Origin of the sequence: Bacillus sp. HMSC036E02, assembly GCF_001836235.1 — a bacterium.
Classification (GTDB): domain Bacteria; phylum Bacillota; class Bacilli; order Bacillales; family Bacillaceae_G; genus Bacillus_A; species Bacillus_A cereus.
In genome coordinates, this window is sequence record NZ_KV827857.1 from 305,287 (window position 1) to 331,997 (window position 26,711).

The following is a 26,711-nucleotide window of genomic DNA, read 5'->3' on the forward strand; positions in this document are numbered from 1 at the left end:
ATTAGGATCTAAAGTATGGGTAGAAGGTTACGGAGAAGCTATCGCTGGAGATACTGGTGGTGCAATTAAAGGTAACCGTATTGATATCTTACTTGGATCAGATAGCGCTGCTCAAAAATGGGGACGCAAAACTGTTAAAGTGAAAATTTTAAAATAACCAATGACTGCTAAATTACAAGCCGGTTCTCTTTATTGAGAGCTGGCTTTTATTTATTTATAATACATATAAGGAGGCTATGCCCATGAATGTACAAGCAAAAGTAGACTGGATTGGTACGCCAAAACCGTACATATATAAAGATGAAGTAACATATAACGCTACGTCTATTGATTTCTCACTCGCTGGCGATGATAACCGCTATAAGTTAATTGTGCTCAAGTCTGAAAACAATACACATTACAAAATTGTGCAATATGGAATAAAACCAGGCTCTCAAAAGCCATTTCCTATCGACATTCCATTTGAACAAAACATGTTACCAATTATAGAGCAGATATTACATGATCCATATGTACAAGCGATACTAAAGGAAACGCACTCATAATTGTAAAAAAATATATCAACGATTTTTCAATTATATCTATCATAACTTACGATATATCAACGGTTCAAAACGAAATATCGATTTAGCTACAAAAAAAGAAGCTGTTCAAATATTGAACAGCTTCTCTCATATTAACGAGTTGGACCAGATACATCTTCTGATTTCAACGTATTATTTGCACCAAGAGAATGATACAGCATCTTTCCATTTCCATTCACAGTTACAATATGTTCGTTATTAAAACTTTTGAACTTCACAGATCCATCACCGTAACGAATATGATACTCTTCATATGTCGTTACTTTATATTTCGTATCACTTTGACGCTCTACATTACGAACTTCCATTGTTAATAAGTCTTCTGTAATTCCTTTTTTGTGTAAATACTGTATATAATCACGGTCTTCCTTATACGATTTCCCACTCTTATCATAATTCTTTTCAATTAAACTAAAATCATTTAATGAAATTGCACGTACGTTATCATAAATATGATTTCTTACAAATTCACCCACTGCTGAACTTGATGTTTCTTTCGGGAATTTTAAATAATACGTGCTTTGGTCTCCAATTTTAACACTTTCAGATTTCATCACACCAAAATCAGTAGTTTTCTCTAAATGTACTTCTACTGTTTCATCTGTGGATACAGGACCAAGCTTATAACTTCCATAATTTAATTTTCCACGTTTTTTCCCATTCACAAATACAGTTGCATCACTTTCATCAGAAGAAATGCTTACATACTTGCCTTCAAGCGATAAATCCACTTTCACCTTCTCGCTCTGTTCATCCGCTAGATCTACTTCTTTCTCTGTTTCTAATTCAGTCAGTTCTGTCTTCGCCGTTGCCTTTACAACATATGTACCTGGGAAGTATGGCCCCAACTCTTTCGAAGTTTTATCACTAGAAAGCTCTGTTTCTTTTTTGTCATTCACATATATCTCTGCATTTTTTGCAGTTGTACTAATGCTCATATAATAAGATTTCATGCTAAACTTATACTTTGGATATAAGAACCACTCTTTTCCCTCTTCTACTATTTCCCCGTCCTTAAATGAAGATTTATCTTTAGTTAACTTTTGATCTACTGTCTCTTTCTGTAAATAAGACAGTAATTGTTTGTTGTAAGAAGGATTCTCTTTTAAATAACGCATGTACGCTTTAATATCCTCTGTCTTAATCTTTAAGCTTGAATCATTCGCTTTTACAAACTCATCAATTGCATTAATATCTTTCTTTTGGAATGCTTCAATCATTACATTTACTTGCTTTTCTTTTGAAAACTTATATGCTCCAAATTTATATGCCCCAAATAATAATGCAGCAATAGCAGCAAAACCAATGATCAAAAATAAATTTTTCTTACTTTTCACTGATTTTGTCTCGCTTTGTAATTCTGTATATGAAGCAGCAGTGTTATCAACGATTACTTCTACTTTACTCCCACACTCCGGACAAAAGTTCAAATGGTCTGCAACGTTCTTTTTACATGTTCCACAAAACTTCAACGTGCTCTCCTCCTATTTTTTAGCTAATTTCATTCCAGCAAATGTCGCTACATATGTCACAATCAAGCTAAACAAAGTTAAATATATAAATGAATTTTGCATAGATAATACCGTTCCACTTGTTCCAAATAAACCTGTTACCGTTCCTGAAACATTAATTTGGAACTTAGAAATCATATTCATTACAATCATCATAATTGTGTAAGAACCACTACATACCGCTAATGTAATATATATATTGGCAGTCGGTAATTTAGCTAACTTTCTTCCCGCTCTAAACATAAAGAACAATGGAATAATAAGCAGTAATAAACCATAATGGAATACGTTATTCACTTTATCAAATTCTGCAAGGCTTTCCTCATTTACTCCTTTTGAAATCAATATCTCTCTAAGCTCTACGCCATTTACAGAGACGCCTGATATAAATGAAAACGATAGTGTGCTCTCATATGTATTTGATTTCTTACCCATTCTAGTAAATTCTTTACTAAGTGCTGGACTTGATACTTCTAACGGCGCAAAATGAGCCATACTCCATAATTGAGGTGTTAACTCTAATGCTAATAATGTACTTTCAGATTTTAAAGTTGTTATTTCTTTTAATGGTTCAATACCGTCTTCCTTACTTACTAACGCCATAATACAAACCGCTACCGCTGTTACTAAAAGTCCTTTTATCATAGCTGAAACACCGTAATACACAGACGCTCCATATGGCATTAACTCTTGAAATGCTACTGCCATATTGTTTTTGCTTGTATGAGCAATAAATCCTAATAAGGTAAATAATGTCCCACATACAAAACCACTCAATAAACTCTTAATCGCTGAATAGCCAACCGTAATCTTACCTGCTTCTGAGAATGGAATTGCAAAAGATTGTGATGCTATAAAACTTATAATGAATAAAAAGACGCCATAAATAATACCAACTGTTGCTGCCATAAAGATTTGATCTTTAATCGTTTTCGCAACATGCTGTTTCCCTAACCAAATTCCTGTACCAGCGAAAATAATAAATGGAATGATTAATAATAATGTAAATGGAGTATGCCAAGATAAAGAAAATATCAATCCACTATCATCGTTAGCTGTAAAACCAAGTAAATGGTAACTTAACATCGTAGAAGTTGCACTCGAATAAAAACTTGGCAACATTTCTAATTCTTTTGCAAATTTGCTAAACATCTCACTTAACATAGAAGCAAATAATAAACTACCAATCCAACCAGCAATTAACATGAGAATACTTGCAACAGCCCCACCAATAAAACCTTTTTGTAAAACGGCTTTATCTGCTTTAAATTCAACTTTAGGAGTACCATCCATTGTAGGCAATTTTACAGATTGTTCTTTTTTCTTCACAACAGATAAAGAATACCCACACTTTTGACAATATAAATTTTTTTGAGCATTTTCACTGCCACAACCTTTGCAGTATTTTGCAGTATCTTTTTCTAATGTTACTGCATCTATAGCTCCTGCAATCTCCATACTACCTTCATTTGGGCAATAATTTACTTCTTCACCATGTTGTTTTCCACATGTGCGACAATACATTTAATTCACTCCCCACTTTGCTTAATTCCACAAACTGGACAGTAAGTAGAGTTTTTATCGATATGCTCATTACATGAAATACAATTTACCGTTTCACCTTCATTTTCTACTGCTAACATCGGGTTAGGTTTTCCACACGAACCACAAAACTTATCATTTATTGATAAAGGTCCACCACATTCACATGTAGCTTTTTCACCTTGTTGTTTTTGCAATTCAACAATGCGCTTTCTTGCTTGATAAATAGCTACATCAAATTCTTGAACTGGAGCAATCATTTCTTTTAAGCTCGCTTCATTTACTCCACTTCCTCTTAATTGAACATACACTTGCTGCCCAACCTCTAATAGAACCTCTGCTTTTTTCTGCATTTGCACTTGCATTCCTTTTTTCAATTGAGCAATTTCTTGTGCAACTTGCAACTTCATTTTCCCTTGTTCTATTCCTTCTTGTAACTTATTCATCCCACTACCTAACTTCGTCTGTAAATCTGACAAATTATTTCTCCCCCTATACGTATATATTAATATATGAAATTAACATTTTATATATTACCATGATTTTCAAGTTATGTAATCCAAATTTCATTTTTTCTGTTTTGAGCATTTTTTGTTTATAATGGTAAAGGAAAGAAATATGTGTACGGAGGAATATTATGCTGCAACACTCAATTACGAAAGATGAAATTATGATGATTGCGAATGAGTTCGTTCAAGGACTAGATCCACAGCAAACAGCTGATCAGGAACATGTCGCTACAGCTCGGCACCTATATCGTAGTGGTGTTGTCTACAACGTTGACTTTGATGGTTATACACTATCAGGAACTGTAGATGCGGAAGGCAACGTATATAGCGTTCATATTCCGATTCGTAATGTCGCTGAAAGTTATTGTGATTGCTTCGCACCAACACAATGTGAGCATATGCTCGCTGTATTACTATCTGCAGCGTCTAGTTTCGGGCAAGTAGGAGATGTATTAACTTTATTTAAAAATAATACGAGACCTTCCCTTCCTCCTATTCGAACTGCAAGACAAGTATTGCAATCATCAGCTTTTGAAGAAACGGATTATAAAAGTTGGGAATCATATTTTGAAAAAGAATATGAATCATTTAAAAAAGAACAAGCTCGCCTTACTTATAAACAAATGTATTTTCTTATGAGTATCTTTACAGATTTCTATACGAAGCTTGAGCGGAAAGCTCCGCGCGTCATCGCCATACATGAATTATTCAGGTTACATGCAGCAATTTACTGCTTTCAAAAATTATTAGAAGAAATTCAGGCATTCGAAGCAAACAAAACGTATTCTTATCACCAACCTGTTAATGTCATTCGCCTATTTGTAGACAAAGTGGAATCCATCGTTCGGGACTTACAATCAGAAGCGATTCCTTCAGAGTCTGAAATAATTTTGCAAGAAACAGCTCGTCTCGTTCATGAAGTATTCTTCTCTACCGACACTTATACGCAAGAGCGATTTTTCATTTATCGTCACATATGGAGTGAACTTTTAAACAATAAAGAGAAAATACAAGAAGAAGAAAAACGAATCGATACGAAAATCAATCCACTATCCAAAGCGTTAGCGTCTTCCCATCTTCTCTTTTTGAATGACGAAGATCTACTAGCGATGGACTTACTAAAAAAACAGCCTGCTTCTGTTGTGAGTCTATACTTCTATTGGTTAGAAGAACTATTAAGTGCCATGCAATGGGATCGTGCAAAAAACTGGCTTTCCTTTACGTATAAACAAGTAAAGAAAACGATCCAAGATCACGAAAATACGCTTTTCATAAAAGATATCGTTCGGCTATTTGTAATCATGTATGAAACATACGCAACACATACAAATGAACAAGCTGGTTTTGAAATGATTTTACAAGAACTATTACCGTATAGTTTCACAAACTACGAACAGTACGTACTCGCGAAAAAACAGTATCGCACATGGGCAGAGCTTCATCTCTTATATGGATTTGAGGCAATTGAACTGTTGAAAGAGCCACTGAAAGATATTGAAAAAGAAGCGCCAGAAGTGGCACTTCCTCTTTACCATCTTGCTGCTGTAGAGGCGATTGAAGAACGAAATCGTAAATCATATAAACGTGCAGTTCGTTACTTAAAGAAATTACGGACATTATATAAACGATTAAAACGCACCGATGAATGGGATGCTTTCATTATTCACATCGCCAATCTCCATTCACGCCTGCGTGCACTACAAGAGGAATTACGGAAAGGAAAATTAATCGATGATCAATCAAACTGAAGTAACAATTAGGCTCCAGCATGTTAGTCAAGGTTGGTTCCTTTGGGGAGAAGATGACAGCGGTACTCCATTATCCGTAACAAGTTGGAAACGAAATGCATTCACATGGCACTCCACTTCTTTCTACGGTACGTTTCTAAAAGAAGCAACCTTCGAAGGAAAACAAGGTGTGCTGCTAACAAATGCACAAGCCTTTGAATACATTGCAAACAAACCGATGAATTCCTTTGCACATATTCAAATAAATGGCACGATTACAGCACTTACGAAAGATGCAAATGAACTATGGGATGCCTTTACGAGTGGTAGTTTCGTACCAGATATGAATCATTGGCCTAAACAACCATCTTGGAAAGTTCAAAATACACCAATTGAAGATGAAACATTAGCATCGCTTTTCTCAGCAGCAGTAAATGAAAGCATATTACAAGACAACCGCTCAAATGACGGCTGGGAAGATGCTAAAAGACTATATGAACATTATGACTTTACGAAAAGACAACTGGAAACAGCACTACATGAAGAAGATTGGCTTCGAAAAATTGGTTATATTGAAGATGATCTTCCGTTTACAATCGGACTAAGATTACAAGAACCACAAGAAGAATTTGAAATGTGGAAGCTTGAAACAATTGTGACACCAAAGCGCGGGGCGCATCGCATATATGTATATGAAAACATCGATTCCTTACCGAAAAGATGGCACGATTACGAAGAACGGATTACAGAAACACAAGAAGGTTTTAGTAAGCTCATACCGTGGTTAAAAGAAGGAGATACGTTCCGAAATGAACTCTTTGAAACAGAAGCGTGGAACTTCTTAACAGAAGCAAGCGACGAGTTACTTGCAGCCGGCATTACAATTTTACTACCATCATGGTGGCAAAATTTAAAAGCAACAAAACCGAAATTACGTGTCCAGCTGAAGCAAAATACAGCACAAACACAATCGTTCTTCGGTATGAATACGCTCGTTAATTTTGATTGGCGCATTTCGACGAACGGCATTGATTTATCAGAAAGCGAATTTTTCGAACTCGTTGAACAAAACAAACGTCTATTTAATATAAACGGTCAATGGATGCGACTAGATCCAGCCTTTATCGAAGAAGTAAGGAAACTCATGAACCGTGCCGATAAATACGGACTAGAGATGAAAGATGTCCTGCAGCAACATTTATCAAATACGGCTGAAACAGAAATTGTAGAAGATGATAGTCCGTTTACTGATATTGAAATTGAACTAGATGGATATTATGAGGAACTATTCCAAAAGCTGCTTCATATTGGAGATATTCCAAAAGTAGATGTCCCTACTTCACTAAACGCAACACTTCGTCCGTATCAACAACACGGCATTGAATGGTTGTTATATTTACGAAAGCTTGGATTTGGAGCATTGCTAGCTGACGATATGGGACTCGGGAAAAGTATTCAAACAATCTCTTACTTACTATATATAAAAGAAAACAATCTCAAAACAGGCCCTGCATTAATCGTAGCGCCGACATCTGTTCTTGGAAATTGGCAAAAAGAATTTGAGCGTTTCGCACCGAATTTACGTGTTCAATTACATTACGGAAGTAATAGAGATAAGGGCAATTCTTTTGAAGATTTCCTTCAATCAGCAGATGTTGTATTAACATCTTATGCATTGGCTCAACTCGATGAGGAAGAACTAACTTCATTATGCTGGGATGCTGTTATTTTGGATGAAGCACAAAATATTAAGAACCCACATACGAAACAGTCGAAAGCAGTACGAAACTTGCAAGCAAATCACAAAATCGCTTTAACTGGTACACCGATGGAAAATCGCCTCGCTGAACTTTGGTCCATTTTCGACTTTATTAATCATGGATATCTCGGAAGCTTAGGGCAATTCCAACGCCGCTTCGTCACACCAATTGAAAAGGATCGTGATGAAGGAAAAATCCAGCAAGTTCAACGGTTTATCTCACCATTTTTACTGCGCCGAACGAAGAAAGATCAAACAGTCGCATTAAATTTACCAGATAAACAAGAACAAAAAGCTTACTGTCCTCTTACTGGTGAACAAGCTTCCTTATATGAACAACTTGTTCAAGATACACTGCAAAATGTCGAAGGATTAAGTGGAATTGAAAGACGCGGCTTTATATTACTTATGCTGAACAAGCTAAAACAAATTTGTAATCATCCAGCTCTTTATTTAAAAGAAGAAGAGCCACAAAATGTCGTTGAACGCTCTATGAAAACAAAAACGTTAATGGAGCTCATCGAAAATATAAAAGATCAAAATGAAAGTTGCCTCATCTTCACTCAATACATCGGCATGGGGAACATGCTAAAACGTGTGCTAGAAGAAAAATTCGGCCAGCGTGTCCTCTTCTTAAACGGTAGTGTACCGAAAAAAGATCGCGACAAGATGATTGAGGAGTTCCAAAACGGAACGTATGACATTTTCATCTTATCCTTAAAAGCTGGCGGAACAGGATTAAACTTAACCGCTGCCAACCATGTCATTCACTACGATCGTTGGTGGAACCCAGCTGTGGAAAATCAAGCAACAGACCGCGCATATCGCATTGGTCAAAAACGATTTGTTCATGTTCACAAACTCATTACAACAGGAACATTAGAAGAAAAAATTGATGAAATGCTAGAAAGAAAACAATCTCTAAACAATGCAGTCATCACAAGCGATAGTTGGATGACTGAACTATCAACAGACGAACTAAAAGAATTACTCGGTGTATAAAGTGAAACTTGAATTAGTGGGGGTTTTGTTCATCTCCCACTGATTATCAGCCCTCACCAATCGGGCTTTTACGGGCAGCCTGCCCCCCACCTAACTTTTTTACTTTCACTGAATTTTGAGGTGGGGGTCTTACTGCCCGTTAATGCGGGATAAAGTGAAACTTTAATTAGGCCAATTACGTAGAGTTTTACTACCCGCAAAAAAAGCGCTAATCTCGAAATGAGATTAGCGCTTTTTTCTATTCCAAAACCAATTACTTATTATAATCCCCGTTAACCCGCCGCACGTATCAAGCAATGAATCTTGCCACATTGGTGTACGGTCTCCCGTATACCATTGGTGAATTTCATCAAATGTTGCATAACCCGCAACGAAAAGAAGGGCATATATAAAACATCTTTTCCTCGAATGACCTGATCGATGAAAAGCGTAATAAATCAATGAACCTAGCATAAAGAACACCATAAAATGAGCACCTTTACGAAGGAAAAACTCAATAAATCCGCCTACACCTTTATTCGCAATACTAACAGGGGTTCCTCCACCATAATCGATAGATACCCATGAAAAATGCTCTTTCACAAATTCAACATTTACATATTGTTCAATATCTGAACGCATATCCTGCTTTTTATATGGTTGTGCCGAAGAATAGAAAATCAGCCCCATCCATAGTAATACAGGAATCCAAAATAACCATTTACGATTCATTATCCAGAATTCTCCTCTCTTAATCTTTTAAGGGTACCAAAAAAAAGAAAAAATTTCACGCCAAAACATGACATTTGCATCCTATTTATAAAGTGAAAGGAGGTGATACACATGGCAATTGAAACAATCGTAATGGATTTAACTTTACGTCTTGTCTTAAACAACGGATTAGATAAGAACGGCAAAACAGTTTTCAAGAGCAAACAATTTAAACGTGTTAAAACAAATGCGAGCTTAGATCAAGTACACAATGTAGCTCATGCTCTAGCTTCCTTACAAGCATCACCGCTTCACGCTGTACAACTTGTAAGCACATCAGATCTTTCTAAACTATAAAGTAAAACTCGGATCAGTGGGGATTTTATTCATCCCCGCTGATTATTAGCCCGCAATTTAACCGGCAGACCCAAATCCCGTAAATAGCGGGATAAATACAAAGGAGGGAATAACACATGCAAGTACTAGAGTTGATTTTCGCGAAGGAAGATGGAAAAACAGTCGTTTTTTCTATCGATACGCCCATCACACCAATCGATGCACAAGTCGTAAATCAAGTAATGGATACAATCCTTGCCTCATCTGTATTTTCATCCATTGATGAAAATACAAGAAAAAAGGGAGCTCGCCTTGTAGAAAAAAATGTATCTGAAGTTCCCATTACTCTATAAAATGAAAAAGACGAATCTGCATCATTTTGCAGATTCGTCTTTTTTCTTCGGCATTTCAATCGGGATAAAAATCTTTGAAAAACCGACGCATACGTACTTATAATGTTCTTCACCTATATCAAACTCAGTCGTATATGTTGAGAAGAATATATAATCATTTCGCTTCGTATAATGATCAATTAATAACCCAACTTGTGGCTCAACATACTTTTTGGCTAACTTTTTACCGGCCGATGCCAAGTCGCCAAGGAGACCCTCTTCATTCTCTTTTTGAACTTCATCTAGCTTCTTACTCACATCATTACGCTTCATAAACTGCTTCGCTGCCCATTCTGTATATTCTCCCTTACTCGGATTACTGTTTGCTAAATATACTAGGAGAACGACAACTAAAGCCATAATAATATACTTTTTCTTCATACTATATCACCGCCTACTCTTTTCTATTTTCATATATATGTACAAGCGATGCAAATTAGAAAGACTATCACCTATTGATTGTAAACGAATAGACAAAATTTACAATATGAAATAGAATATTAACAGTAAATTTACTTAATTTATATATAATTATATTCGGAATAAAAATTATAAGGGAGGATATAGAATTATGGATAATGAAAACAACATTTTTATTTCTAGTTCTACAATGATGCTTGAACCATGTAAACACCCTTATTACCGCACAAAAATTATCGACAGTAGCGGGAACCATCTTTACTCCTGTCAAACTGCTCTCCAACTTATACAGAAATCTTGTCTAACAAATATTCATTCTACTTATCAAGGGAGACGTAATGCCGTAAAAACAAAATTTAAATTCAAACAAAACGTTCCAATTCCGATCAATCATAGAGAATATATTTGTGCTTTCCCAACAGAATCTCCTGCTTCTCCAAATTGCATTTGGCTTTTCTTCAAACATGTTCATACAATAGAGTTTTTCAAAAAAGCTAAACAAGCTAAAATTCATTTTTCAAATGGAGCTACCGTAACGATACAAATTAGTCCCCATAAGTTAAGCCAGCAATTATGGAAAGCTGGATATGTATTATCCCAAATGAACATGCAAGATTCATCACCTTAATAACAAATAGAATGGAAGGTAGTATTTCCTTACCTTCCATTCTATTTTCTATTTTTATCCTTTTACACTATCCCGCATTTTCTCGATTGCTTGCCGATACATCCATCTTACTTGATAATATGTCATTTCCGTCTCTAAAGCGATTTCTCCCATCGTCTTCCCTACAAAAAAACGTTCAAAAATAATATACTTCTCCTTCTCGTCTAACACACTCATAAAATCCTTCACTCTTATTTCAACATCTTCAAAATGAAAGATATCCTCATACTCTCCTACACATACACACCTTTCTTGCAAAGTAGATTCTTTCTTCAATCTTTCTAATATATAACCACGCACCGTTACAAGTGCATATGCAGGGAAATACCCCTTCTTTGCATCAAATCTTTCATACGCATGCCAAAGACCAATTAAACCACATTGATAATACTCTTCATAATCTTGACGAATACCTAATTTCTTTATTTGATTTACAATCATCCCTTCATACAAAACAACTGCCTCTTTAAAAGTGGCTGGCTTCACACAGTACCCGTTTCTAAAAGGTATACCTTTCTAGTATTCCGCGGTACCTTCACAATATAAAAATAAAGAAAAGATTTCACTGTGAGTAATTTCAAATACTACCGACGGAATTTGAAATTACACCAGCTAGTATTTGAAATTTTGTTGGTGGTATTTGAAATAGGGGTAAAAATAAAAAAGGTGACTCTCTTGAAGAGTCACCTTTTTCTAAAAGAATAAATTATGCACCAAATTTTGGAGCTAGACCACTTAAACTAGTAAATCCAACTGAAAGAATAAAGAAAATAACAATTAAAATCGTTGCTTGTTTTTTACTTAATCCAGCCGTAATATGTAATCCTAATCCCATTACAACTAATGTCCAAATATTGAAAACTTCGAATGATGAAGCAGCACCATGAGCAACTGTACCTGGCTCAAATAAAGTTGCTAAACTTGTATAAGAAGTTTCAATATCTCCACCAAGAATCATTCTAATAATAAAGTTCACAATTGCACCTAAAATTGAAATCGTATATGTGTAGACATAAATAGATAATAATTTCATGTATGAAGTATCATTACTCATAAACATCATAATCACTTTATAAATAGCTGCCGCAATGAAGAACCAAATCGCAGTACCAAATAGCCCTCCAACAATACCTGCTCCTATTCCGAAGTAACCAACAACTTTAGCCGTTTCAGCATCAGGCACCTCACTCATTACATCAGGATGATTCATTACTTGATACATGCTAATCCCTGCAATTACAGCTGTTAATATAATGAAAAGGAAAAATGCCCCCCATACTGGACTTTTCGTCTTCATTCTCTCAAATTGCTCACCTGGAGAAGTAATCATTCCTAATAATGATGGCTTCTTCGCACCTACATCTTGCGTATTAATATTTGCTTCCATTATAACGCCTCCTTCTATTTATATAACCCGTTCTAACGGGCGGTTCACTTCCTCATATAGAGGCTACGAACCGCCCACTAGAACGGTAATGTGTAGTTCTACTACACTATTAATTACTCATAACGCAATGCTTCAATTGGATCTAATTTCGCAGCTTTGTTTGCTGGAATTAATCCAAAAATAATACCGAGTGTCATTGAGAACAGTACGCCTCCAACGACAACTTCCCATGAAACGAGTGGTGGCCATTTTGCGAATGTAGAAACGATATATGCTCCGCCATACCCAAGACCAATTCCGATTAAACCACCTAGAAGTGTTAACATAACGGCTTCAATTAAAAACTGTAATAAAATTTTACTACGTGTTGCTCCAAGTGCTTTACGTACACCAATTTCACGTGTACGCTCCGTTACAGATACAAGCATGATATTCATAACACCAATACCACCAACGACTAATGAAATACCAGCGATACCACCGATAATCATCGTCATGATGCTAGTTACTTTAGAAACATTTTCTTGGAGTTCTTTTAAATTCACCAGTTCATATTTACCTGGGATTTCACTTGGCTTACGACTATTTAATACATCAACAGCTCGTTTCCCTGCTGCTTCTAAATTGTCTACATTTTTAGCTTGAATTGCGATATTTTGAATATCATCTGTCCCATATAAAACAGGCCATAACGTAAGAGGAATTAACGCTTCTTCCATTTCAAATCCCATAAATTCATTATCTGATGTATACACACCAATAATTTGCATTGGCTGTCCCTTCATCTCAATAATTTGTCCAACTGGGTTTACGTCCTTAAATAACGTTTCCTCTGTTTTTGTGCTAATCATCACAACGTTATTCGCGTGAGAAATATCTGATTCATTTAAGGAGCGGCCCTTTACAACCTTTACTTTATTAACCGCAAAATATTCATTATCAAGTCCAATAACATTCAGCCTTGCTTTTTTATCATTTACATCAAGTGTCTCTGTTGTCGAATTTGTTGTAATAACGTGTGAAACATCTTTCACTTGTTTTACTTCCAAAATATCCTCTTCCGTTAACTTCGGTATTTCAAATCCACCTATAGCAAATTCATCATTAATATCTGCTTTAAATTGAATTGGCATAAGGTTATTACCACCAGAACCTGCGAATTTTGATTTCAACATCGCTTCCCCGCCTTGCCCAATTGCAACGACAGTAATAATCGAACCTACCCCGATAATAATACCCAGCATCGTAAGAGCTGAACGCAGTTTATGAGCTAAAATAGAAGATAAGGCAATTTTTATACTATCTAGTAAACTCATACCGCACACCTTCTATCTTCTGTAACTTTCCCGTCTCGCAGTACAATGCGGCGGGAAGAATACGCTGCCACTTCCTCTTCATGCGTAACCATAACAATCGTCGTACCTTCTGCATTAAGCTTCGTGAAAATATTCATAACTTGCTCACCAGACTTCGTATCAAGTGCACCAGTCGGTTCATCGGCCATAATAAACGTTGGATTATTTGCAATCGCTCTTGCAATCGCTACACGCTGCTTCTGTCCACCTGATAACTCATTTGGTAAATGATGCACGCGATCTGCCAATCCAACTTTACCTAGCGCCTCCAAAGCACGCTTGCGACGCTCTGCTTTCTTCACGCCACCGTATACGAGCGGAAGCTCAACATTTTCCACTGCTGAAAGACGAGGCAGTAAATTAAAATGCTGGAATACAAAGCCAATATATTCATTACGAATTAAAGCAAGCTTTGACTCGTCTGCTGTTAAGATATTCACGTCATTCAGCATATATTCGCCTTCTGTTGGACGATCTAAACAACCGATAATATTCATAAGCGTCGACTTACCAGAGCCAGACGGTCCCATAATCGAAACGAACTCACCGCTCTGAATCGTTAAACTAATACCGTGCAAAATCGGCACTGCCAACTTTCCTTGATAATACGTTTTAGCAATATTATTTAACGTAATCATTTCTCTTTCACTTCCATTCCGTCATACACATCGTCGGAAGGATTTTTAACCACCTTTTGCCCCACTGTTACGCCTTCTACAACCTCTGTCCAGTCCCCATCAGTAGAACCTTTTTTCACATTTTGTTTACGAAGCTTACCTTTATCCTCAACATAAACAAATGCATCATCGCCTTTTGCTACAATGCTCTTACTTGGGACAGCAATCATCTTCTTATTCTCTAAGTTTACTTGCAGAGAAACGTGGTAACCTGGAGATAAACCGTCTTGGCTATCAAGACTTGCTTTATATGTATATTGAGACATATTTTGAGTTGCTTCACCCATGCCGCCAGCTTGCGCCATCTCTGCACTTGTTGGGAACTCACTTACCTCTGTAATCTTACCTGTCCACTTCTTCTTATTATTTGCTTTCGCCGTTACAGTGAATGTTTGATCTTTTTGAATTTGTGACTTCTGAAGCTCAGTTAACGTACCTTGAACTTGGAATGGATCTTTAGAAGCTACTTGTAAAAACGCTTTTCCTTGACCACCTAACGCTTGAGAGGAGCTTTGTGCCGCATCTTTATCTAACTTTTGAACAACACCAGCGAAATTACTATAAATCGTAAGTTCTTTCTGCTTCTTACTTAACTCTTCTTTCTGCAACTTTCCTTTTTCTTTCTCAAGGTCAATTGTTTTTTGCCCTATCTCTAACTCGTTTACTTGCTCGTCCATCGGATCTGTTACTTCTTTCCCAGCTCCGCTATCTTTCGCCTTCTTAATTTCTTTCTTCAACGAATCAATCTTCTTTTTCCCTTGATCGTAACGCATATCTGCCATCTTCTGATCAAGCTCAGCTTGCTTCATTTGAAGATTAATCTCTTCATTATCATAAGAGAATAACTTCGTACCTTTTTCTACCTCTTGCCCTTCTTTTACCTCAATATCTTTCACTTTCCCTTTGGCTGGATCTGCATAGAAGCTTTCAATATTACCAGGCTTCACCTGACCAGAAATTAACTTCGTATTATTCAGCTTACGCTCTGTCACTTTCTCAAAACTTACAGCATCAGCATTTGTTGATGCACCCTTCTTTTTACCTTGCATAACAAAAATATTAATTGCCGCTACAATAACAATTAGTGCAATAACCCCAATAATAATCCATTTCTTCTTCTTGTTTGGAGTACGAACCGTATTTGGTAACATATTCTCTCTCCTTTTTATAACCTAATAGTTTAATATAAAAATTGTATAAAACTTTCTGAAAATAGATTACATATTATTACATTGTTTTTACAAAGTTTTACACATCCATTTATATTGTAACAAAAATTCCAATGATTAGAAATATGACATTATATCTTTTAAGATAGATTTAAGGAAAGATTATATTATATAGAAAAAGCCATCCAAAATAATAATTGGATAGCTTTTTCAAACAAAATATTACGCTACTTTAGGATCTTTTCTCTCATGTCCACGTTGAACAATAAATAAGAAGATTGTTGATAAAACCGCACCTGTTAATAGTAAGATGAAACAACCATCCCAGCCAGAACTATCAACAATAACACCAATTGCTGCGTTAGCTACAAGACTTCCGCCTACATAACCGAATAGACCACACATACCAACTGTCGTACCTACTGCAAATTTCGGTACTAATTCCATCGCACTTAAACCGATTAAGAACTGTGGTACATAAATTAAACAACCGATAATAGAAACTGCAATACTTACAACAAGTACGCTAGTTGCTTGCCAATATATAAACGTACCAATAACAACTCCAACCATACTAATAATACATAATGGCATACGTTTTCCTTTAAATAATTTATCACTTAAAAAGCCAACGATTAATGAACTTGGAATTGCCATACCTTCAAAGATTGCATATGCCGCATGCGCTTCTGCTTTTGAAAATCCTTTAACTGTCGTTAAATAAAGTGGAACCCAGTTAATAACACCGAAACGAATTAAATAAACAAAAGCATTCGCAATACATAAGAACCATACAAATTTATTTTTCACTACATACTTCATTAAAATTTCTTTTGGTGACATCTTGTTAGCATTATCTGCTTTTTCAAGATTTTCATAGTCATTACGATACTCATCAATTGGAGGAAGACCTTCAGATTCTGGTGTATCCTTCGCATTGATCCAAACAAGTACTGCAATTACCATTGCGATAATCGCAGGGAAAATAAACACGCCGCCTTGCCAATGATTTTCACCGAAAATACCTACACCAATTCCGACAAGTGGTGGCACAAGCATTCCACCAACGTTATGTGAAATATTCCAAAGACCTGTTTTCGTACCACGTTCTTTCTTCGAGAACCATTTCGTCATAACAATACTACAAGGTGGTGCTCCCATACCTTGTACAATACCGTTAACAACAAGTAATGTAACAATCATCCCAAATGATGATGCAAAGCCGAAACAAATATTTACAAGCCCTGATAAGAATAAACCGACTGCGATAAAGCGCTGGGCGAAAGCTTTATCTGATAAATTACCCATAAAGAACTTACTAAATCCATAAACAATTGCCATTACTGAGCCTAGTAGACCAATTTCAGCTGTACTAAAACCATATTCTTGTACTAAATACGTACTTGATAACGTAAAGTTACTACGAACTAAATAATAAGCAGCATATCCAACTGAAATCCCGATTAACACACGAATACGTAGTAATCGATATACACGATCGATCATATCCGCTGGCAATCTTTCAATTGCAGGTGCTGGCTTGAGCCATTTAAACATATATTTTCGTCTCCTTTTCTCACTTCAGAGAGAGACGCTGTCTATTCCATATCTCGATTATTCCGCTATTTGATATATTTTGGTTCGTCCTTCTAACCGGCTGTCCTTCTATTTCTTTCTCATTCTTCGCAAACATCGTTGGTACGCCAAACGACACTTTTTCTAAAATATGCCCCGCTTCTTCTGATAAACAATAATCAATAAATAAATCCGCAATAATACCACTCGGTGCACGTTTTAGTTTCGAAATCGCATTAACAGATAACCCTGTTTGCTCAGGTTCGTTACTTAAAATCGGAAAGCCTTGTTTTTGAAGCATTCTCTGATCTCCCATAAAGTTGATGCCTATCATATATTCACCGCTCGCAACAAGTTCTGCTGGGATGTAACCATTCACTGTTACTTCTCCAACTTGTTCTGCCAGATTCTTCACATATCCCTTCGCTTCCTCTTCACCTAACGTATCAATCAGTGATTGGAAAAACGTATATGCTGTACCTGAAACATTTGGATCGGGCATGACAATCTTTCCTTTATATACTGGATTCAATAAATCTTTCCATCTTAACGGATACGAGAGACCGAGCGGCGCTATTTCCTCGTTCCACCGCTCTTTATTAATCGCAATTGCCAGCTTCTCCACTTCATAACCGTACCAATAACCATCTTTATCTTTAACAGTTTTTGAAATACGATTTGCATGTTGGCTTATCACAGGAATAGAAAGATTTTTTTGCTTCATCATTTGGTGCGCATCTACTGTACCGCCAATAATAATATCCGCCTTCGGATTTCCAGCTTCTTCTTCCACTCTACGAAGAAGTTCTTCTGTTGAAAGACGAATAAATTCATACGTACATCCACGTGGTTTACAAAATGATGAAAGTAACGCTTCACCAACTTCCTCACGAGCCGCCACATACGCAACAATATGACGATCATCCAAAATAGGGAGACCATTTTTACTATATTTAATAGAGGTTGTATCTCGAGAGCAACTAGACATCGCTCCTCCAATTACTAGCAAAAAGAAGAAAAAGGCTATCTTTCTCATGACGCATTCTCCTTTACGAATAACTCTGCTAGAGAGCCTTTCATATACATGACATTCCCGTTATTATCACCGAGATATTGCACAACAAAGTACGATGGATACACAGAAATCGTAAGAATATCTTCACGATCATTCTTTACACGCTTACCTGTTTTATAAGCTGTAATATAAGCAATCGGTTCATTCTGCGATTGTAATAACTTCTGAATCTCTCCGTAATCTGTAATTTGCTTTGCGTATCGAATAGAATCAAGTATGTGCGTAAGATTGATAGTACGTACCACATCGCCTTGACGTACTACGACATCCTTTGCTGAAGCAAAGAAATCACTAATACGCTCTGGCGTGTAATACAGGCTTAATAAATACGTTTGAAGTGCTGAAATCATCGGATCCATGCCATTCTTTCCGTATACATTTTCCCCATACTGGAACAAGTCACCTACTGCAAAAGTACGCTTATGTCCATTCAAGTACGTTACTTCTCCAGTAAATACTTGTTCTTGGCTCTTAACGTCCCCTGGCTCTATTCGAATTCGGTCAAAGAATGAAACAATCGTATGCAAACGAACTTCATCCGTTACAACAATTTCTCCCCACTTTTCATGTCTTACTTTCACTTCAATTGGAAGAGATTCATTCACCCTTTGTAAAACGGCTTGTTTATCATTTACAATGTTGATTCGATTATAGATTTGCTTCTCCATAACATAAAACAAAACAAGAGAAACAATCATACAAATGACAAACATAAGAATTTGAAATGATAGCCTTTTCATTTCTGCCTACCTCCAAGATAAAAAAACGTTGTTTCGAAAATACCGCATAATTGTTTCATAAATGTATCATTTAACCGCTTTCAAGTTTTTTATGTCTTCCATCCTTCTCGGAAGCAAAAATGTAATGAATATTGTAGTACCTACTTCTTCACTACTCTCAATCCGCATGCTTCCGCCCTGCTTATTCATAATTTCCTGACAAATATACAAACCATAACCATTCCCATAACTAGAAGGAAGTGCCTTTCCTTTCGGAGACTCATTCCACTCTGCAAGCACCACTTCATCTATACCGATCCCATCATCATGAACAAAAACCTTCGCCTCATGCTCATTTACAATTACATTCATACGAATGTGAGAAGCATCACTATACTTAATTGCATTATCAAGCACATTTAAGAAAATTTGCTTCGTCTTATCAAAATCCGCAACAACATGTACATCCGTTAACTCATTTATCACTTCAATTTCAAATTGATTTAGGCGAGGTTTCACAATTGAAACTGCTTCTTCTGCCAATTCCTTTATATTCACAACTGTAGGAGACACTTCAAACGTACTCTTCCCATATTTCGAGGACTTAAGCAGTTCCTCTACAAGTGATAATAAACGCTCACTTTCCACAGCCACATAACGAAGACTTTCCTGTACATCTTCTTTTGATTGTAACTTCGGAATTAAATCAACATAACCGATAATTGCAGTTAGCGGTGTTTTTAACTCATGCGTAATGCGGTCTAGGAAATCTTTCTGCTTCTCTTTCTCCTCCTGCAATTGCTTAATATGCAGTTCAATTCCATCAGCCATCGCGTTAAAAGATGCGGAAAGCTGAGCGATTTCCACGTACTCATTTAACTCAATCTTACTCTTATAATCACCATTCGCGAGCCGCTGTGCCATTTGTCTCAACTGATCAATTGGTTTATGAAGAGACTTCGCCAAACGAATTGCAAAGAAAATACCGGTAGCTACTAAACAAAGAGATGTCATTAAGAACGTCCAGCTCACATTTGTTAAAACTTCCTTCTCACCCGTTAACTCATTTATAAAACGAATACTTCCAATGACATCGTTTCCATAATAAACCGGGCTTGAAAACAAAAGAATAGGAGCTGGATCCGCCTCCTCAAAAACGTAAGACTTCTTTCCCTTCAAAGAACTCTCAATGTCGATGTTACGGTGAAGCAATGCTCCTTTTTGTGTATCTGCAACAACATCGCCATTCTTCCCAATCATCTGCACACGGACATCCATACGCTTCGCTAAATACGACGCAATTAAAAGTGAATTCGGACCAAGCGTATCCACTTCTGCTTCCTTCTCTAAATAATTCATCGTATAAATTTGCGCTTCTACACTTAACTTTTCTAAAGAATCTGCTGCGTTATGATACATATTCTTTTCTAACGTAATATAAACAACTGCATATAAAAGAACAAAAATCGGAATTAACAGCCCAACTATTCCAAACACCATATTTCGTTTTAAAGACATACCATCACCACTTAACAATCCAGTTTATAGCCAACGCCATAAATTGTCTTAATATATTCTCCGCTCGTCCCAAGCTTCTTGCGAAGTCTCTGCACCATAATATCAACTGCTCTCGTATTTCCGATATACTCAAATCCCCATACTTTCTCAAGTAACTCATCCCTCATAAACACACGCTGCGGATTTGAAACAAATAACTGACATAAATTAAACTCTCGGTACGTTAACTGAATCTCTTGTCCACTCACATGTACCTTTCTTTCCTTAGGACAAACCACTATCTCTCCAGCCTCAATTACTTCATGACTTACAGCAGCCTCCGCCTTCTTTACACGCCGCGCCATATTCTTAATCCGAAGAATAAGCTCCGCATAATTAAACGGCTTCGTCACATAATCATCCGCCCCAAGCTGCAAGCCAAGCAACTTATCATTCATCTGACTCTTTGCCGTTAACATAAGCACCGGAATATCCCTATCCCTCTCACGGAACAAACGAAGCAACTCATACCCATCCGTATCCGGAAGCATAACATCCAAAATCAATACATCCGGCCCTTCATTCCATCGCTCCAAAGCTTCTCTCCCATCAGCCGCTGCCAATACTTCATAACCTTCCATCTCCAACTGCATCCGAATCAAATTACGAATACTCGATTCATCATCAACCACAAGTATTTTCATCATTCTCCTCCTTCCATCATGTATTATAGTACAGTTTAGTATAGCAAAAATCCTATAAAAAAAGAGAGGGTATTGTCGAACATATTTTGTCGACGATACCCTCTCCCCTTTTATTATTTAGCTACAAAATAATCCGTTACATATTGTGCCCAAACTTCATGACCTTTAGCAGTTGGGAAACCAAACTCTTCTTTTAAGTATGGTAGGATAGCCTTTGTCGATGCATCCGGCCATGCTCCCCAATGATCAATATATGTATAATTATTTTGCGTCGCAAATTGTTTTAATGCTTCAATCGCTTTCGGATAATTTTTCGCACCATACACTGGATTTGATGGTTGAATCATAATCGTAGCGCCCTTTGCACTAGTAGAAAGTGCTTGAACGAACTTCTGTGTACTCGCAACAGAGTTCCCATTACCAGTTTTACCGTTATCAGTAATAAATGGTGGCTCAAATAAAATCACATCTGGATTCTCTTTCGCAATCTCTTTATCACGCTTATTCGCAATTAACTCTTCTGTGCTTTCACCCTTATATTCCTTTACAGTCACATTCCATAAACCTTTACCGTAAGCAGTTTCTAAATTAGACGTTAACTTAGCTGCCCAAGCACCTTTTTCAGATGAAGAAGCTTCATCACCAACAATAATAAGGTTTACTGCCTTTTTATCCTCAACAGCTTTCTTTAACTTCTCTTTCACTGCATCTGGCAAATTCTTCGCGTATGCTTCATTAAAAGATGACTTCACATCTTGTTTTTTCTCTTCTTTTTTCTCTTCTTTCTTTGCTCCGCTATCTTTTACTTCAGTCTTTGTTTTCGTTACTTCACTCGTTTGTCCTGTTGCATTCGCAACCTTCTTATTCCAGTACAATTTACCGCTCACAATCGAAGCAACAAACAATACAAAAATAACAAGGACAAGTACCGCTTTCTTATTCATCGATTCACCTCATCTATTAATCTCACAATATATAATACTAATATAAATCCATGCAAAAATAAACCCAACTCCTTCCAAAGGAGCTGGGTTATTACATATTACTTAGTTAATTCAAGATGTGCTCTTAACTTATTCGTTATATCTTGTTTTGCTGCCTCTGGAACATAGTAGTACCAAATACCATCAGCGGCTTTGTGTCCGTCACCTGGAATTTGAATTTCTTCACTGTTCTCCATACAATCTTTATAATTCTTTTGAATATCAAACATTTGATCTTGCGTTAAACTTGTTTTTACGTTTTTCTCAATTGCTTTTAATACATCACCGTAGCTTGCTAGAGAAGATACACTTGCACCCTTCTTAATTACAGCTTGAATAACTTGACGTTGGCGCATTTGACGACCGAAGTCACCACGTGGATCTTCATAACGCATACGAGTATACTTTAATGCTGTTTCACCATTTAAATGGATGTTACCTTTAGCAAAATGTTGCTCCCTTGATGTAAACTCCAAATCATTATTTACATCAACACCACCAACAGCGTCTACAATATCTTTGAATCCAGCCATGTTTACCTCAATGTAATGATCGACTGGTACATTAAGAAAATTCTCTACTGTTTTTACAGCCATATCAATTCCGCCAAAAGCATAGGCATGGTTGATTTTATCTTTTTTCCCTTTCCCTACAATCTCCGTATAAGAGTCTCGTGGGATACTTGTAATTTTCATAGATTTTGTTTTTTGGTTTAAGGTAAATAACATAAGTGAATCGGATCTACCTGTTCCATTACCTTCTTGATCTACGCCCATCAGTAAAATAGATATAGGTTTATTATCCGCAATTTCTACTTTCTTATCTCGTTTATCAGACTTATCACGATCCAAAGGCTTATGCACTGTATTTAATGTATTAGATACATTAGAGTAAACAGTATACGCATATACTCCACCAGCAATAACAAGAACACCAATGATACCTAGAATCCAAAATAGAATCTTTTTCTTCATCGTTTTTCCTTCTTTCAAATAACAAATTCAACAACCTTATTCTTACTATTATTCCACATAAAACTATACAGATTTACAAATCATTTGTAAACTACTGATTCTTCCACTATCTTATAGCTTCTTGAGAAAATCTTTTAAAGCTTCCTTCCAATTTTGAAGCGATTCAAATCCATTTTCTTCAATCATCCCTTTATCCAGCACTGAGTACTTAGGGCGTGCAGCAGGCCTTGGAAAATCTTCGGTCTTTAGTGGATTGACCACTATTTCAATATTAGATTGCTTGAATATCTCTTTTGCAAACTCATACCAAGAGCACACCCCTGAATTAGAACCATGATATACTCCATATTTATCAGTTTGTACAAGACTAATAATAAATCTTGCTAAATCAGTGGTATAAGTTGGTGAACCCACTTGATCATGAACAATCCCTAATTCTTTATTTTCCTCTGCCAAACGTAGCATCGTCTTCACAAAATTATTACCATATAAACCAAATACCCAAGACGTTCTAACAATATAACTTTTTGAACAATACTCTTGTGTATACTGTTCTCCAACTAATTTTGATTTACCGTATACAGTCTGAGGATTCGTTTGATCATCCGGTTTATATGGAGTATCTTTTGTTCCATCAAAAACGTAATCAGTACTTACATAGCAAAACTTTGCCCCTACTGCTTCAGCAGCTTGAGCTAAGTATTTTGTTCCTTCAGCATTGACTTTAAAAGCAGATTCTTCATCGCTTTCCGCTTGATCTACTTGTGTATATGCTGCCGTATGAATGATAATATCGGGTTGAATTAATAATACTTTCTCGCTTACTTGTTTTTCATCTGTAATATTTAACTCTTCTCTGCCGAACCCAAAGACTTCCCATGTCTGTTCTTTTAATAAACTTACTACATCTTGTCCTAACTGACCTTTAGCTCCTGTTACTAACACCTTCATGTTTTATACCTCTAATCTATTCGCATATTGATTCTTGAAGTATTCTTGGTACTCTCCAGAAATAATATTTTTCCACCAATCTTGATTTTCTAAATACCATTTAATAGTTTGCTCAATACCTGTGTCAAAATTGTACTTTGGTGACCAACCTAATTCTTCACGGAGTTTTGTCGCATCAATTGCGTAACGGCGATCATGACCTGGACGATCTGTAACATACTTAATCAGAGATTCAGGCTTGTCCAATGCTTTTAAGATTGTTTTTACAATTTCAATATTTGTACGTTCGTTATTTCCACCAACATTGTACACTTCACCATTTTTACCTTTATGAAGTACTAAATCAATTGCCTGACAATGATCCTCAACATGTAACCAATCACGTACATTTAAACCATCACCATATACAGGTAATTGTTTATCATTTAGTGCATTAATAATCATTAAAGGAATTAACTTCTCTGGGAAATGGAATGGTCCGTAATTATTTGAACAACGTGTAATATTTACTGGTAAACCAAACGTTTCATGATAAGCACGAACTAATAGATCTGCACCAGCTTTACTTGAACTATACGGGCTATTTGATGCCAAAGGTGTTTCTTCCGTAAAGTAACCAGTTTCGCCTAAAGTTCCATATACCTCATCTGTTGAAACTTGCAAGTATTTTTTTACTTCCGCATTTTTAGCAGCATCTAGTAATACTTGTGTACCTTGAATATTCGTTTGAATAAAAATATCAGGATTTGTAATACTTCTATCAACATGTGACTCTGCTGCAAAATTTAACACATAATCAAACTTTTCTTCTTTAAATAATTGGTTAATAAACTGACGATCTGCTATATCGCCTTTGACAAATTTATAATTAGATAATTCCTCAATATCTTTTAGATTTTCTAAATTACCTGCATATGTTAACGAATCTAAATTTACAATATTATATTCTGGGTACTTCTTCACCATATATCGAACAAAGTTACTTCCAATAAACCCTGCGCCACCTGTTACTAATACTTTCATGTTATTCCTCCTTATTTCTCGTACACAAAATTAATATTTGCTTCTTCTAATAATGGATGTTTAGTATCCTTTTCCGAAAGGATTGGTTCACTCACCGGCCAATCGATTCCTAAGGCTGGATCATTCCATAGAATACCAGCATCATGATTAGGAGAATAGTATTCATCTACTTTGTAAGCCACTGTCGAATTTGGCACTAATGTACAAAATCCATGTGCAAATCCTTTCGGCACGACTAATTGGCGTTTATTATGTTCACTTAAAATAACACCAACCCATTGTCCATATGTAGGTGAACCTTTCCGAATATCAACAGCTACATCATAAATAGCACCTGTGATACAGCGTACTACCTTTGTCTGTGCTTTAGGATTTAACTGAAAATGTAATCCACGTAATGTTCCGGCTGGTACAGATAAAGATTGATTATCCTGAATAAATTCGTAATCTAAACCAAGCTGATCAAAAACCTCTTTATTATAACTTTCCATAAAATATCCGCGATGATCGCCAAATACCCTAGGCTCTAAAATAACTACATCAGGAATTTTAGTTTCAACAATCTTCATTATAAGTACTCCTTTATTGATAAATTGGTTGTTTTTGTTTACTTTGTTCTGCCAATCGAATCAAGTATTGACCGTATTGATTTTTTTTCATCGGCTCTGCTAATTCAAATAATTGCTCACGTGTAATATATCCTTTTCTAAATGCTATTTCCTCTAAACAAGCTACTTTTAAACTTTGACGTTTTTCAATTGTTTCAATAAATTGAGATGCTTCTAATAATGACTCGTGCGTGCCAGAGTCTAACCAAGAAAAACCTCGGCCAAGAATTTCAACGTGCAACTCTTGTAATTGTAAATAAACCTTATTTATATCAGTAATTTCTAACTCTCCACGGGGTGATGGTTTAATATTCTTCGCAATCTCTATAACACGATTATCATAGAAATATAAACCTGTTACAGCATAATGTGACTTTGGCTCTTGAGGCTTCTCTTCAATAGAAATGGCCTTCCCACCTTCATCAAACTCTACAACCCCAAAACGTTCTGGATCATTTACATAATATCCAAAGACGGTTGCCCCTTCTTGGCGTTCTGCGGCGTTTTGTAATAGTTTCGTTAAACCGTGTCCATAGAATAAATTATCACCAAGAACAAGAGCTACAGAATCATCGCCAATAAACTCTTCTCCGATAATAAATGCCTGAGCTAAACCGTCGGGTGAAGGTTGCACAGCATATTCTAGCTTTATCCCAAACTGTGAACCATCTCCCAATAACTCTTTAAAACGAGGTGTATCCTGTGGTGTAGAGATAATTAAAATTTCTTGAATACCAGCAAGCATTAATACTGATAATGGATAGTAAATCATTGGCTTATCATATACAGGTAATAATTGTTTTGATACTGCTTGTGTTAGTGGATATAAACGTGTTCCACTACCTCCAGCTAGAATAATACCTTTCATAAATTGC

28 protein-coding genes are annotated in these 26,711 nt (G+C 36.3%); 7 read left to right on the forward strand and 21 right to left on the reverse strand.

Translation table 11 applies throughout. The annotated features are described in order from the left end of the window. Both HMPREF2590_RS29475 and HMPREF2590_RS22695 read left to right on the forward strand, forming a co-directional pair. Positions 1–157: 3D domain-containing protein (locus HMPREF2590_RS29475; protein WP_256325174.1), on the forward strand; the 157-nt coding region annotated here is incomplete at its 5' end. An 85-nt stretch (positions 158–242) separates the two neighbouring features. Further along, positions 243–545 carry a DUF3910 family protein gene (locus HMPREF2590_RS22695; RefSeq protein WP_001102539.1) on the forward strand — a complete coding sequence of 101 codons (303 nt, stop codon included), beginning with the start codon at positions 243–245 and terminating at the stop codon, positions 543–545. A gap of 131 nt (positions 546–676) precedes the next feature. Here HMPREF2590_RS22695 and HMPREF2590_RS22700 read toward each other — a convergent pair whose 3' ends face one another. From HMPREF2590_RS22700 to HMPREF2590_RS22710, 3 genes are read right to left on the reverse strand one after another with little or no spacing between them, the layout of a single operon-like run. Next, a complete protein-coding gene (locus HMPREF2590_RS22700) occupies positions 677–2,056 on the reverse strand; it encodes a zinc ribbon domain-containing protein (protein ID WP_070861534.1) in 1,380 nt (459 codons plus the stop codon). A 12-nt stretch (positions 2,057–2,068) separates the two neighbouring features. Then, entirely contained in the window at positions 2,069–3,619 is a 1,551-nt protein-coding gene (locus tag HMPREF2590_RS22705; protein ID WP_000271643.1) for a zinc ribbon domain-containing protein, read from the reverse strand. A gap of 5 nt (positions 3,620–3,624) precedes the next feature. Then, the gene (locus HMPREF2590_RS22710) at positions 3,625–4,116 is read right to left on the reverse strand and encodes a zinc ribbon domain-containing protein (protein WP_001281753.1); all 492 of its coding nucleotides are present in this window, start codon (positions 4,114–4,116) and stop codon (positions 3,625–3,627) included. Between the two features lie 158 nt (positions 4,117–4,274). Here HMPREF2590_RS22710 and HMPREF2590_RS22715 point away from each other — a divergent pair, with 158 nt between their 5' ends. Together HMPREF2590_RS22715 and HMPREF2590_RS22720 are read left to right on the forward strand one after the other, a co-directional pair. Next, entirely contained in the window at positions 4,275–5,894 is a 1,620-nt protein-coding gene (locus tag HMPREF2590_RS22715) for an SWIM zinc finger family protein (RefSeq protein WP_000939152.1), read from the forward strand. Next, entirely contained in the window at positions 5,878–8,634 is a 2,757-nt protein-coding gene (locus HMPREF2590_RS22720; RefSeq protein WP_000610113.1) for a DEAD/DEAH box helicase, read from the forward strand. The genes HMPREF2590_RS22715 and HMPREF2590_RS22720 overlap by 17 nt, the downstream gene beginning before the upstream one ends. A gap of 225 nt (positions 8,635–8,859) precedes the next feature. Here HMPREF2590_RS22720 and HMPREF2590_RS22725 read toward each other — a convergent pair whose 3' ends face one another. After that, the gene (locus HMPREF2590_RS22725; protein ID WP_001080707.1) at positions 8,860–9,345 is read right to left on the reverse strand and encodes a VanZ family protein; all 486 of its coding nucleotides are present in this window, start codon (positions 9,343–9,345) and stop codon (positions 8,860–8,862) included. 111 nt (positions 9,346–9,456) lie between these two features. Here HMPREF2590_RS22725 and HMPREF2590_RS22730 point away from each other — a divergent pair, with 111 nt between their 5' ends. Beyond that, positions 9,457–9,681 (forward strand): DUF1659 domain-containing protein, encoded by a 225-nt coding sequence (locus tag HMPREF2590_RS22730; RefSeq protein ID WP_000963861.1) that lies wholly within the window; start codon positions 9,457–9,459, stop codon positions 9,679–9,681. Between the two features lie 116 nt (positions 9,682–9,797). Then, complete coding sequence (locus tag HMPREF2590_RS22735) at positions 9,798–10,013, forward strand: DUF2922 domain-containing protein (RefSeq protein WP_001197593.1); 216 nt, start codon at positions 9,798–9,800, stop codon at positions 10,011–10,013. 21 nt (positions 10,014–10,034) lie between these two features. Here HMPREF2590_RS22735 and HMPREF2590_RS22740 read toward each other — a convergent pair whose 3' ends face one another. Then, complete coding sequence (locus HMPREF2590_RS22740; RefSeq protein WP_000731405.1) at positions 10,035–10,433, reverse strand: DUF4359 domain-containing protein; 399 nt, start codon at positions 10,431–10,433, stop codon at positions 10,035–10,037. 190 nt (positions 10,434–10,623) lie between these two features. Here HMPREF2590_RS22740 and HMPREF2590_RS22745 point away from each other — a divergent pair, with 190 nt between their 5' ends. Then, entirely contained in the window at positions 10,624–11,100 is a 477-nt protein-coding gene (locus HMPREF2590_RS22745) for a competence protein ComK (protein ID WP_000368309.1), read from the forward strand. Between the two features lie 54 nt (positions 11,101–11,154). Here the strand turns inward: HMPREF2590_RS22745 and HMPREF2590_RS22750 are convergent, their stop codons facing one another. The 16 genes from HMPREF2590_RS22750 to rfbA form a co-directional block, all read right to left on the reverse strand. Next, on the reverse strand, positions 11,155–11,625 hold the full coding sequence (locus HMPREF2590_RS22750; protein WP_043327963.1) for a sigma-70 family RNA polymerase sigma factor: 471 nt from the start codon (positions 11,623–11,625) through the stop codon (positions 11,155–11,157). Positions 11,626–11,845: 220 nt separating this feature from the next. Next, positions 11,846–12,526 carry a YknW family membrane protein gene (yknW, locus tag HMPREF2590_RS22755; RefSeq protein WP_000387922.1) on the reverse strand — a complete coding sequence of 227 codons (681 nt, stop codon included), beginning with the start codon at positions 12,524–12,526 and terminating at the stop codon, positions 11,846–11,848. A 113-nt stretch (positions 12,527–12,639) separates the two neighbouring features. Continuing rightward, entirely contained in the window at positions 12,640–13,842 is a 1,203-nt protein-coding gene (locus tag HMPREF2590_RS22760) for an ABC transporter permease (protein WP_000054355.1), read from the reverse strand. Further along, positions 13,839–14,519, reverse strand: coding sequence for an ABC transporter ATP-binding protein (locus tag HMPREF2590_RS22765; protein WP_000631626.1), 681 nt, complete (start codon positions 14,517–14,519; stop codon positions 13,839–13,841). Before HMPREF2590_RS22765 ends, HMPREF2590_RS22760 begins: the two co-directional genes overlap by 4 nt. Further along, positions 14,516–15,709 (reverse strand): efflux RND transporter periplasmic adaptor subunit, encoded by a 1,194-nt coding sequence (locus tag HMPREF2590_RS22770; RefSeq protein WP_000937316.1) that lies wholly within the window; start codon positions 15,707–15,709, stop codon positions 14,516–14,518. The genes HMPREF2590_RS22765 and HMPREF2590_RS22770 overlap by 4 nt, the downstream gene beginning before the upstream one ends. 240 nt (positions 15,710–15,949) lie before the next feature. Further along, a complete protein-coding gene (pgtP, locus tag HMPREF2590_RS22775; RefSeq protein ID WP_000477602.1) occupies positions 15,950–17,284 on the reverse strand; it encodes an MFS transporter in 1,335 nt (444 codons plus the stop codon). A 19-nt stretch (positions 17,285–17,303) separates the two neighbouring features. Next, a complete protein-coding gene (locus tag HMPREF2590_RS22780; RefSeq protein WP_001225645.1) occupies positions 17,304–18,338 on the reverse strand; it encodes an ABC transporter substrate-binding protein in 1,035 nt (344 codons plus the stop codon). Beyond that, complete coding sequence (locus HMPREF2590_RS22785; RefSeq protein ID WP_000826624.1) at positions 18,335–19,117, reverse strand: DUF3919 family protein; 783 nt, start codon at positions 19,115–19,117, stop codon at positions 18,335–18,337. Before HMPREF2590_RS22785 ends, HMPREF2590_RS22780 begins: the two co-directional genes overlap by 4 nt. Before the next feature lie 66 nt (positions 19,118–19,183). Further along, the gene (locus HMPREF2590_RS22790; RefSeq protein ID WP_000054013.1) at positions 19,184–20,614 is read right to left on the reverse strand and encodes a HAMP domain-containing sensor histidine kinase; all 1,431 of its coding nucleotides are present in this window, start codon (positions 20,612–20,614) and stop codon (positions 19,184–19,186) included. An 11-nt stretch (positions 20,615–20,625) separates the two neighbouring features. Further along, complete coding sequence (locus HMPREF2590_RS22795) at positions 20,626–21,297, reverse strand: response regulator transcription factor (RefSeq protein WP_000699550.1); 672 nt, start codon at positions 21,295–21,297, stop codon at positions 20,626–20,628. Positions 21,298–21,410: 113 nt separating this feature from the next. Then, positions 21,411–22,241, reverse strand: coding sequence for an SGNH/GDSL hydrolase family protein (locus HMPREF2590_RS22800; RefSeq protein WP_001034175.1), 831 nt, complete (start codon positions 22,239–22,241; stop codon positions 21,411–21,413). Positions 22,242–22,339: 98 nt separating this feature from the next. Further along, the gene (gene tagU, locus HMPREF2590_RS22805; RefSeq protein WP_000727065.1) at positions 22,340–23,254 is read right to left on the reverse strand and encodes a polyisoprenyl-teichoic acid--peptidoglycan teichoic acid transferase TagU; all 915 of its coding nucleotides are present in this window, start codon (positions 23,252–23,254) and stop codon (positions 22,340–22,342) included. A 111-nt stretch (positions 23,255–23,365) separates the two neighbouring features. Continuing rightward, positions 23,366–24,205 carry a dTDP-4-dehydrorhamnose reductase gene (rfbD, locus tag HMPREF2590_RS22810; protein ID WP_000866890.1) on the reverse strand — a complete coding sequence of 280 codons (840 nt, stop codon included), beginning with the start codon at positions 24,203–24,205 and terminating at the stop codon, positions 23,366–23,368. Between the two features lie 3 nt (positions 24,206–24,208). Then, the gene (rfbB, locus tag HMPREF2590_RS22815) at positions 24,209–25,228 is read right to left on the reverse strand and encodes a dTDP-glucose 4,6-dehydratase (RefSeq protein WP_000866932.1); all 1,020 of its coding nucleotides are present in this window, start codon (positions 25,226–25,228) and stop codon (positions 24,209–24,211) included. Positions 25,229–25,239: 11 nt separating this feature from the next. Then, complete coding sequence (rfbC, locus tag HMPREF2590_RS22820) at positions 25,240–25,797, reverse strand: dTDP-4-dehydrorhamnose 3,5-epimerase (RefSeq protein WP_000706205.1); 558 nt, start codon at positions 25,795–25,797, stop codon at positions 25,240–25,242. Positions 25,798–25,810: 13 nt separating this feature from the next. Then, positions 25,811–26,704 carry a glucose-1-phosphate thymidylyltransferase RfbA gene (rfbA, locus tag HMPREF2590_RS22825; RefSeq protein WP_000676105.1) on the reverse strand — a complete coding sequence of 298 codons (894 nt, stop codon included), beginning with the start codon at positions 26,702–26,704 and terminating at the stop codon, positions 25,811–25,813. Positions 26,705–26,711: the final 7 nt, after the last annotated feature.